The organism is Brevibacillus sp. MS2.2 (assembly GCF_013284345.1).
GTDB lineage: Bacteria > Bacillota > Bacilli > Brevibacillales > Brevibacillaceae > Brevibacillus > Brevibacillus brevis_C.
Genome location: NZ_JABSUZ010000027.1, coordinates 16,561 through 27,352, shown reverse-complemented (window position 1 = coordinate 27,352; position 10,792 = coordinate 16,561). Strand labels below are relative to the sequence as shown.

The following is a 10,792-nucleotide window of genomic DNA, read 5'->3' as shown; positions in this document are numbered from 1 at the left end:
ATTTCTCATGTCGCCTGATTAGATTAATTCCAGGATGTTCTCCAGTTCTTCCATGGAAAGGTCATCATCACCCAGATCGCTCGGGGTCAATTCTCCATTTTCTTTTGATAGGCAATGCTCAATAATGCTGAGCAAGTGATTCCGATAGTTGTCTGCCAATTTCGCGATGGTTTCTTCCTGATACTGGAGACTGCTATAGCCAAAACTGATCTGGAGCTTTCCATCCTCGATCATGCCGGAAATATCCAACAAGAATACTCTCTCCGATTCTGGACTGAAAAGCTGCCCCGTACCGAGTGGCGAGAAAGTAAGTCCGCCAGATTTTACATCCGAATCAAATTGCCCGAGGTAGTTAAAACTGATTTCCGGCCGCAGGCTAAATTGCAGGGATGGACGCAGTTTATCCGCTGTCATCGTGCGTAATATCTCGTAGCCAATTCCTTTTTTCGGAATATGGCGCAAGTTTTCTTTGATTTGCTTGATTTGGTATGACAAGTCCTTTGACTTTTCCATATCAAGCACGACAGGGAACTGGGATGTGAACCACCCAATCGTTCTGGTCACATTCATTTCATTCTGAATATCCTCGCGACCGTGACCTTCCAGGTTGATGACAGCGTAGTCGGTATTCGCCCACTCTTTCACGGTTAATCCCAACGCAGTCAGCAACAGGTCATTTATTTCTGTGTGATAGGCATGATGTACGTGACGTAACAGGTTTTCTGTCTCTTGCGCTGTCAACTCGACCTTCGCTGTACGGGTGTGCTTTTGTTTACGATCTGCTGTAACAAAATCGGTTGGCAACTTTCCTGCCGTGGTCGTGCTCTCGAGGTTGTGCCAATACGCAGCTTCACGCAAAAGCTCGTCACTCTCCGCATAGTTTTGCAATTGAATCGACCAATCCTTGAAGGAATCTGTCTTTTTCGGCAAGACGATCTCCTGATTGTGGAGAGCCTGCGAATAGGCAGAGGAAAAATCTTCAAACAAGATGCGCCATGAAACGCCATCCACGACCAGATGATGAATGGCAATCAGTAAATGATCCCCTTCCGTTGTGGAGAAGAGTGCCAAGTGGACGAGTGGTCCCTGTTCCAAATCGATACTGCTTTGGATGTGATCAGATAACTCCAAAATATGAGCTGCGCTATTTGCATGGTCTTTCAAGTCATACGAATGGAAACGGAATCGCTCACCTGTCAGCGCTCGATTGATTTGCGTGATTGTCTCATTCTCCTGTTTGTATATCATGCGCAACGCATCGTGGTGCTCGACGATTTTATAGAACGCTTGCTGAACAAGTCCCGGATCAAAGCCATCCTCTCGGAAGAGCATGACAGCCTGATTCCAGTGGTGACGGTCAGTGAAATTGCACTCGAAGAACCACCTCTGGATGGGCGTCAAGCCAATCTCGCCTTCTACTACTCCCTGATCGCTCTCTCTGTTGTTCGGTATGACATGAGCAGCCACTTGTTCAATGGTCGGATATTGGAACAGTTGCTTCATCGCTAGCGTCCAGCCTGATGCGTGCAAACGCGTGGATACCTGTATGGCTTTGATGGAATCTCCGCCCAATTCAAAGAAGTTATCTTTCATTCCCACTTGCCCAATTCCCAATACCTCTGCCCAGGTCGTTGCCAGTAAGTGTTCCAGTTCGTTTTGTGGTGCTTCATATTCCCTGCCCGATTTCTCTTCGTGACTTGGCTTCGGCAATGCTTTGCGGTCAATTTTGTCATTCGGTGTCAACGGCATCTTATCCAACTGAACGAAGAAGGAGGGAACCATATAATTTGGCAATTCTTTTCCCATAAATTCACGCAGTTGAGCCGGACTTGCTTCCCCATCGGCTACATAGTATGCGCACAGGTAAGGTTGCCCCTGGTCATCCAAATGTGTGATAGCTGCTGCCTCAATGATCGTCTCATATCGCAACAGGACACTCTCGACCTCGCCCAGCTCTACCCGATGACCGCGTACCTTCACCTGATGGTCGATTCTACCGAGATACTCGATATTTCCGTCCGGAAGCCATTTGGCCAGATCCCCGGTGCGATACATCTTCTCTCCTGGCACAAACGGATTGTCGACGAATTTTTCAGCCGTCAATTCTGGTCGATTCCAATATCCTCTGGCTAGCGCCACCCCGCTGATGCACAATTCACCTATTTGACCGACTGTCTTCAATTGCATTTGTTCATCCACGATGAACAACTTCGTATTCTGAATCGGTTTGCCAATCGTAATGGTCTGACCAACTGGTTCATGCGGCAAAGCTTTCCAGAGTGTGGCGCAAACTGTATTCTCTGTGGGGCCGTAGCCATTGATATAGGTCACTTTCTCTTTCCATTGCTCTACCAACGCGATAGTTGCAGCCGATCCAGCAGTAATCAGGATACGCAGGGACGGCATACGGTCAGCCTCAAGATAAATAGCGTACGTCGGCGGTAACGTGAGAATGGTAATTCCGTTTTTGTGGACATATTCCTCAAACTTGCGGAAATCGTTGATTGTATCGCGGGAGATAATATACAAGGTCGCTCCTGTCAATAGAGCTATAAACATATCCCACACCGATGCGTCAAAAGAGATACTCGCAAAATGCCCTGGCCGATCTTGTGGCGTTACGCCGAGTTGATTTTTGAAAACCGCCTGTAGATTGGCTGCCCCTTTGTGCTCCAGCATGACTCCTTTTGGCTTGCCAGTGGTACCGGACGTGTAAATGATATAGGCCAGATCTGACGGCTTGTTGATGCAAAGCAAATTGTCTGAATGCGACGAATAGCTCCCCGCGTCGTCCAAATCGATAATTTCTGCCTGACTGGACACCTTGTGGATTAAGTGAGAATGGGTAAGCACGAGCTTCGCTTGACTATCCTCGATCATGTAGCGAACTCGATCTTCGGGATAATCGGGATCGACAGGCAAAAAGGCTCCGCCAGCTTTTAAAATGGCGAGTGTGGCAATGACCATTTCCAAGGAACGCTCTACCATCATGACGACGATTTGCGAAGGACCTACCCCTTTTTCCCGCAAAACCGCAGCTAGCTGGTTCGCTTTTTCATTGAGCTCTTGGTATGACATGCTCTTCTCTTCAAATACAATGGCTGTTTGGTCAGGCATGTTCGCTGCCAGTTCCTCAAAGAGCTGTTGTATGGTCTGGTCTTCCGTGAACTCTCTGTCTGTATGATTGAATTCCACCAGCAACAGCTGCTTTTCTTCTGCCGTCAGCATCTCAATCGCTTGAAGCTGCCTGTCAGGTTCTGCCGCAACATTGCGTAGAATTTGCATAAAATGACGCGACATTCTTTCTACGGTGTCTCTTCTAAACAGCTTGGTACTGTACTCCAGTCGCAGCAACAGGTCTGTTTCCCGTTCAGTCAGGTGAAAAGACAGGTCGAACTTTGAAATGGCAAGTGCGCTCGTCGATTCATAGGGCTGATAGGTCAGTTGACCCAGTGTTTTTTGGTACAGCTCGTCGGTTTGCAGAATGAACATGGTATCAAAAAGTGGATTGCGTCCGGGATCACGTTGAATACCAAGCTTTTCAACCAGACTTTCCAACGGATAATCCTGATGATCATAGGCATCCAGGGCATTTTGCTTGACTTCCATCAGAAACTCCTTGAAGGTCTTCCCTGCAGTCGGTTTGTTTCTGATTGCAAGCGTATTGACGAACATACCTACAATCGGTTCGAGCTCAGCGCGCGTTTTGCCGGAGATTGGCGTTCCGACAACGATATCCTCCTGCCCCGTATACTTCGAGAGCAGCAAATTGTAGGCGGCAAGCAAGACCATAAACAAGGTCGTTTTCGTTTCTGCAGCCAACGCGTGTAAAGCTTCCAGTAGAGGTCTATCGGTAGCGAGTACGATTTGATCACCCTCAAAGCTTTTCACAGCTGGGCGTGGAAAATCTGTCGGAATCTCCAAGACAGTGTTATGCCCCTCAAACGCCTGGCGCCAATACTCTTCCTGCTTCTTGAAGTCATCTGACTCGGTAAAGCGTTTTTGCCAGACAGAAAAATCTTTGTATTGGATACGCAGCTCCGGTAATTGTCTGCCTTGGTACAATTCCGCCAGTTCATTGAAAATGATCGTGACAGACGAGGCATCCGAAGCAATATGATGCATGTCATACAAGAGAAGATGACGTTCATTCGAGATTTGCACGAGACCCATGCGCAGCAGTGGCGGAACAGCCAGATCAAATGGACGGACAAACGCATGAAAAATTTCATCGATCTGATGTTCTTCTGCACTCCGATATTCCATTTCCACTTCCACATGGTCATGAATTTTTTGGACCAACTGATCTCCTACCATCTCAAAGGAGGTTCTCCAGATTTCGTGGCGATCTACCAATGCTTGCAGCGCATGCTTCAATTGATCGCGATCCAGTTGACCCTCTAGCATGATCATCCCAGGCGTATTGTAGCTGATGCCCGCGCCTTCCAACTGATGGAGCACGTACATCCGCTGCTGGGCAGTTGATACCGGGTAGTACTCTTGTAGTTCTGCTGGTTGAATCGATGCATCTGGCGCATTCTCACTGTTTGCTATCAACCTGGACAAGGCTCGAACGGTAGGCTGTTCAAAGAAATGCTTCAACGGAAGATCGGTTTGAAATTCCCTGTGCACATGCGCCACTACCGTCATTGCTTTCAAAGAATGTCCACCCAGCTCAAAAAAGTTATCCATCACTCCGATGCCTGTGATGCCAAGGACGTTTTCCCATATCTTTGCCAGTGTTGCCTCTACTTCATTGGCAGGAGCGACATACTCCACACCTGTTGTAGGCTTTCCTTCAGGCTTCGGCAGCGCTTTGCGATCGATCTTGCCATTTGGCGTGAGCGGGAAAGCATCCAGTTGAACCAGATAGGTCGGTACCATATACGCTGGCAATTCTTGCGATAGATGTGCTCGAAGCGCCGCTTCCGAGATGTTGTCTTTCCCGGTGAAATAGGCAGTCAGATACGCATCCCCGCTTCCGTCCTGATAAGCCACGACAATCGCTTCATTTGTCGTTTCATAGCTGAGCAGAACCGATTCTATCTCCCCGATCTCAATCCGGTATCCTCTCACTTTTACTTGTTCATCCAGGCGTCCTGCGAATTCAATCGTGCCGTCTGGGAGCCATCTGCCAAGGTCGCCCGTCTTGTACATGCGTTCACCAGGCTCAAATGGATTGGAGACAAACTTCTCCTCGGTAAGTTCTGGTTTGTTCCAATATCCGCGTGCCAAACCGAGTCCGCCTATGCATATCTCTCCCACTACACCGATTGGGAGCAGTTGATGTGAATGGTCCACGATGTATATGCTTGTGTTTGCTATTGGCCGTCCAATGGTGATCGGAGCATCCGGGAGCGTATCGCACAGATAGGTGGCGATAACGCTGCTTTCTGTCGGACCGTACGCATTGACAGCAATCATCTGCGGATTCATCTCTTTGCACATCTCAACTAACTTCGGCGATAGCTTTTCTCCCCCGAGCACGGCCATTTTCATCGGACTGATCTCGTCGGCGGTGCTGCATTCCAAAACCGCCTGGAACAAGCTCGGTACGCATAACGTGTAGCTGCAACTCCATGTTGAGATCAGGTTTTTGAGTGCTATCGGATCTTTGGCTTCTTCATCCTTCGTCAAGACAACCGTTGAACCGGATAGAATCAACGCAAAGAAGGTAAGGACAAAACCATCAAAGGCAAAAGATAGAGCCAACAAACCTCTGTCATGGACAGATAGGGCAAACTCTTCTTTGTTCCACGTCACACTGTTGACAATACCTCGGTGCTCCACCATGACCCCTTTTGGCCTACCCGTCGTACCCGATGTGTAAATGATATAAGCCAGATTGGTAGCCGTATGAATCGGGTCAAGGTTTGTGGTGATACGAGAATAGTTACTCTTATCCTCCAGATACAGGCATTCCACTCCAGCCGCAACCTTTGTTCCAAGATGCTCGTGGGTAAGCACCAGACGGGCTTCGCAATCTTCCAGCATATAGGCAATGCGATCATTCGGATATTCTGGATCAATAGGCACATATGCTCCGCCAGCCTTGAGAATGGCAAGGATTCCAATCACCATCTCCAAGGAACGATTTGCCATAATCCCAACTCGTTGGTCAGCACTTACTCCTTTTTTCCGTAATGTACGAGCAAGCTGATTGGCCTTCTTATTGAGCTCCTGATATGTCAATCTTTGGTCCCCGCAAACCAGCGCGATTTGATCAGGGGTTTTCCCTACTTGTTCTTCAAATAGCTGTGGGAGTGTGCTTTCCAACTGAACAGGCTTGAATGTGTCATTGAAATGGACCAGCAATTCCTGCTTTTCTTGCTCGGTGAGCATCTCTATCTGATAGAGAGCCAAGTCCGTGTTCCGGATGACTTCTTGCAAGATTTGGATGTAATGACGCGACATGCGTTCGATAGTCTCCTGCTTGAACAGCTTGGTGCAAAATTCGAAGCAGAACATGAGACCTGCGTTGTTTTGGGTTGCTTCGAGCGACAAATCGAATTTCGCCATTTTGCCCTCGGGCACGTAAGGCGTCACTGTCATGCCTTCGATCTTGATCGGATTGGCATCCATGTTTTGCAAAATAAACAAGGTGTCAAATAATGGATTGCGGCTTCGATTTCGATTGACCGCCAGCTTTTCAACGAGTTCCTCAAACGGGTACTCCCCATGCTCAAAGGCAGAGAGTGTATTGTCCTTCACTTCTCGTAAAAATTGCTTGAAGCTTTTGGTTGCCACCGGCTGATTTCTCATTGCCAGCGTGTTGACGAACATACCCGTGATGCTTTCGGTGTCAGGGTGCGTTCTTCCAGCTGTCACGGTCCCGACCACCATATCTTCTTGCCCGGAGTATTTTGCGAGCAAAACATGATAGGCTGCCATGAGCACCATATAGAGCGTAGTACCAGTATCTGCCGCCACTCTTTGCAAGCCATCCAGTAGCTGTTTTTCCGAGCCGAATAAATAACGTTCGCCTTCAAAGCTTTGAACAGACGGTCGAGAGTAGTCTAAAGGCAGGTTCAAAACAGGAATTTCACCAGCGAATCGCTCGGTCCAATACGCTTCCTGTTTTTTGTATTGGTCTGTCTGTGCCAGACCTTTCTCCCAAACCGCGAAGTCTTTATATTGAATGCGTTGCTCGGGCAAGGATTTGTCTTGATAGAGCTGTGCAAGATCATTCAGGATGATTTGCGATGACACACCATCCGAAATGATATGGTGCATATCGATGATCATGACATGGCGCCGCTCTCCCAGTTTGACCAGTCCAACCCGACTTAATGGCGCTTTTTCCAAATCAAACGGACGCATGAAATCCATGATGACTTGATTCAAACCATCTTCTGTCGCTTCCATGTAGGCGATTGGCAGCTTGCATTCCCGATGGATGCGTTGAACCGGCTCACCGTTAATGGTATGGAAGGAGGTCCGCAGCGATTCATGACGACTCACCAGATTGGAAATGGCATGCTCTAGCTGCTGCACATTCAATTCCCCATCGAGTACAGTCACAACGGGCAGATTGTACACCGTACTAGCCGGATCAAGCTGGTTTAATATCAGCATGCGTTTTTGCGCAGAGGATACAGGATAGTGCTCTTGCATGGCGACGCGAGGAATAGCGAGATACGTTCCTTCCTCTTCACCTTCCACATACTTGGCGATTTCTTGAATGGTTGGTCTGTCAAACAACACGCGAAGCGGAACATCTGCTTGGCAGTCTTTTTGCATCCGGGAAATGAGATGAATGGCTTTTAACGAATGGCCCCCCAGCGTGAAAAAATTATCCTGAATGCCAATCGGGGATACACCGAGTACGTTCTCCCAAATCGCTGCCATTTTCTGTTCCAGTTCGGTTGTCGGAGCGAGGTAATCCGCTCCCTTAAAAGCATTACCCTCAGGGATGGGCAAGGCTCTTCTGTCTGTTTTTCCATTAGGTGTGACCGGAATCCGCTCCAAGCTCATAAAGAAGGAAGGGATCATGTACTCCGGCAGCGTTCGTGATAAGTACGCACGCAGCTCTTCGTTGCTGACTTCCTCTGTCCAAACAACATAGGCGCACAAATACTTACCACCTGTCTCATCCGTTCTATCGATGACCACGGCTTCCTTGATGGAGGCGTGGTTGAGCAAGTGCGATTCGATCTCTCCCAACTCGATGCGATGACCCCTGATTTTTACCTGATGGTCGATTCGCCCTAAAAACTCGATATTGCCATCTGGCATCCAACGAGCGAGGTCACCCGTTCGATACATTCTTTCTCCTGATTGATACGGGTTCTCGAGAAACTTCTCCGCAGTCAGCTCCGGATTGTGCAAATACCCTCTTCCTACATTCGCACCAGAGATATACAGCTCCCCAACAATGCCATCTGGTTTCATTTGCAGCTTTTCATCCAGGATATAAATGCCTGTGTTGCTGATCGGTTTTCCGATTGGTGGCAGCTCTGGTATATCCATGCTTGGGTCCATCGTGAAGGTAGTTACCACATGTGTCTCCGACGGCCCGTAATGATTGTGTAAAAATACGTGATGGTTCCGCAGATATTTCTGTAGCTCATGAGTGACGACGAGCTGTTCCCCGGCAGTGATAATGTGCTTGACGCAACGCGGGAAGCTTTGGGCATAATCTTTTTCGTTAAAGATAAATTTCAAGAAAGATACAGGGAGGGACAATATGCTGATCTGTTTCTCCTGGATAAAGGCAAACAGTTTTTCTACATGACGTCTCATCTCATTCGTGATGAGATAGAGCTGTCCCCCGGAAAGCAACGTGGAGAAGATCTCCTGGTAGCAAACATCAAAGCTGCATGTGGTATACTGCAATACTTTTTCATGAAAATCGATGTTGGTCTTGGCAAACGTAAAGTGCATCAGATTTGCCATGTTTTTATGCTCAAGCATGACCCCTTTTGGTTTGCCTGTCGTTCCGGACGTGTAGATGATATAAAACAAGTCATCTGGTTGATTGATCGTTTCCACAGACGCATGGCTCTCTTCCCAGATGGCTGGAGCGCTGATATCTATTTTTTCAGTAGAAGCAGAGACTTTCTCTAGTAGATGCTGCTGGGTCACTACCAATTGAATCCCGCTATGCTCGAGCATGTAGGCAATTCGTTCTTCTGGCAGCTCCGGATCAATCGGTACAAACGCACCACCGGCTTTCAAAACCCCAAGAATTCCGACAATCATCTCAATCGAACGATCCATCATCGTACCAACCAGACTGTCTGCTGCAATGCCTTTTCTTCTCAAAAATCTGGCGAGCTGATTGGACTTTTCATCTAGCTCCCGATACGTCAACTGCTGTTCTCCGAATACGACAGCTACCTGCTCAGGTGTCCTATCCACCTGTTCCATGAAGAGCTCGTGCATGGTTTTCGTTGGATAGGCAACGGAAGTATCAACGTTTCTGGCCATTAGCTCTTGTTTTTCAGTTTCTGTCAGCAAAGTAACCTGCTGAATGGTGATCTTCGGATGGTTTGCCACGCAAACCGCAATCTGCTTGAGATGTCCAGCCATTTTTTGGATAAAAGCTTCGTCGAAAACAGCAGCATTATAATCAAACCGCATCGCAATCTCTTCTTTGGGCATTACCATGACGGTCATGTCATAATTGGTAGGCTCAAACATCTCGACATCGGAAATGGTAAAGCCTACTTGCTGTGTCGCTACTTTTTTCTGCAAGGCCTCGACTAACGGATAGTTTTCGATGACCATCAGGTGATCGATCAAATCTTGCTTCAATACAGAATCGTTTTGAATATCGTACAAAGGTACATGCTCATAGGACTGGGATTGCAGTGTTCTTTGGTGCACATCCTGTATCAAGTCGGCAAAGGTTTGATCGTTTTTCGCTTGAATGCGGAATGGAATGGTATTGATGAACAACCCAACCATTTTGTCGATTCCAACGATTTCAGTTGGTCGCCCGGATACAACAGAGCCGAATAGTACATCATTCGTAGCGTTATAGGATTGGAGGAGAATCCCCCATAAGGTTTGAATCACCGTCGGCAATGTCACTTGATTTTGACTTGCGATCGCAGAAAGCTGCTGCGTCAGCATACGGTCCAGCGCAAAACGATATTGCGCTGGTAGAAAGGCTTTGCTAGAAGACTTCCCAAATTTCGGCAAGGAAGTTTGCTGTTCAAATTGTTCCAGATAGTCTCTCCAATATGCGCGAGCAGCCTCTTTATCTTGCTTTTCCAGCCAACGAATAAATTGGCTGTATGGCTGCACCGGATCAAGCGAAATCGGTGCCCCATTCTTTAAGGATAAGTAGACGGAAAGCAAGTCATCAAAAATAATGCTAAAGCACCAACCGTCCATGAGTATGTGATGAAAACTCCAGATGATTTGGTATTCGCTCTCCGTCATTTGGAAAATAGCCACTCTCATCAACGAATCTTTCGCTAGATGAAAGGTTTTCTCTTGGTCATTCCTTTTGTACTGTGTGTAGCGCTGCTGCTTTTCTTGCTCGTCGTATGCAGTTAAATCGCAAAATAGGATGGGAATGGGCCGTTCCTTCAAGACAACCTGCAAAGGCTGTTTTAATTTTTCATAGAGAAACAACGTGCGGAACACATCATATCTCTCTACCAGTACATGCAAGCTATCGGTAAACAAACCAACATCAAGATTGCCCTGAATCGAAATGGACATCTGTACAAGATGAGAGTTATGTTCTTCGTCTAGCAAGGCGTGAAATAACATTCCCTCTTGCATGGGCGTCAATAAATACATATCTTGTACTTGTTCTTTGCTAAAAACACTCATTCCG

The 10,792-nt window shown here is 47.5% G+C and carries 1 protein-coding gene; it reads right to left on the bottom strand.

The features are described from left to right. Nucleotides 1-18: 18 nt before the first annotated feature. Nucleotides 19-10,788, bottom strand: a complete 10,770-nt coding sequence (gene tycB, locus HP568_RS21200) for a tyrocidine non-ribosomal peptide synthetase TycB (protein ID WP_173630148.1) — start codon at nucleotides 10,786-10,788, stop codon at nucleotides 19-21. Between the last annotated feature and the right edge of the window lie 4 nt (nucleotides 10,789-10,792).